This is a genomic window from Ferrovum myxofaciens (genome assembly GCF_000735045.1).
Classification (GTDB): domain Bacteria; phylum Pseudomonadota; class Gammaproteobacteria; order Burkholderiales; family Ferrovaceae; genus Ferrovum; species Ferrovum myxofaciens.
Genome location: NZ_JPOQ01000350.1, coordinates 1 through 746 on the forward strand (window position 1 = coordinate 1; position 746 = coordinate 746).

Annotated in this window: 1 protein-coding gene; it reads right to left on the bottom strand. The window is 44.6% G+C overall.

What is annotated here, in order from left to right:
• Positions 1–247 (bottom strand): hypothetical protein (locus tag IV91_RS19340; protein ID WP_035418551.1); only part of this gene is annotated, 247 nt, incomplete at its 3' end.
• Positions 248–746 lie beyond the last annotated feature (499 nt).

Sequence of the window (746 nt, forward strand, 5' to 3'; positions counted from 1 at the left end):
GTGGGGTGGTACTGACCCTCACCAGAAACTGATGTTCTTTGCCGAAGCCAGGGTCCGGGTCAGTCTGATATTTGGCGTGTCGTGACAACCAGTGGACAATCATTGATGGAGTGATTTCTTCCATATTGGATTCGGACGCGATTTGGCGAAGTATTCCGACTACCCGTTTTTTGTATTGCTCGATGGTGGCGTCTGTTTTTTTCGATTTTAGGGTTTTGCTCGCCATGACGGATTTTGTCATCCGCATCGTTTTTTCTTTTTGTGCGGGTTATGACAGGAACGGCGGGTTGTGCCAAATCCAGTGAAGGAAGGTGTTCTCCACCCGTCATTTCGTTGGGCTGGTTTTTTTGCACAAATTGGTTTTCCGTTTCCGTTTGCAATGCTTTTTCCCTCTTAGCCCATGTTACTGACGCTTATTTTTGCATTTTGCCCAACCGCCAAACCGTCAGTAACAACTTCATGTAACACTTTCTTGTTACGAAGTATTGCATAAACCGAAATTCAACGCAGTGCTGTCTTCAACAAAACAGCCGTTACTGACGAATTTATTTTTCAAGGGCGTTTAGGCGATTGAATACTTTGGGAGAACAAGCATGAAGTTGAGTGGTTTAGGTATTTTTGGAACCTTGTTGCTACTGAGCGGATGTTCAATATTTCAGAAAAATGACATACCGGACCCGAACGTCAGTAACACCGCATCAACGAATCTTAAGGATGTGGCGGATGCTGTTTATAACGAGTTGCGA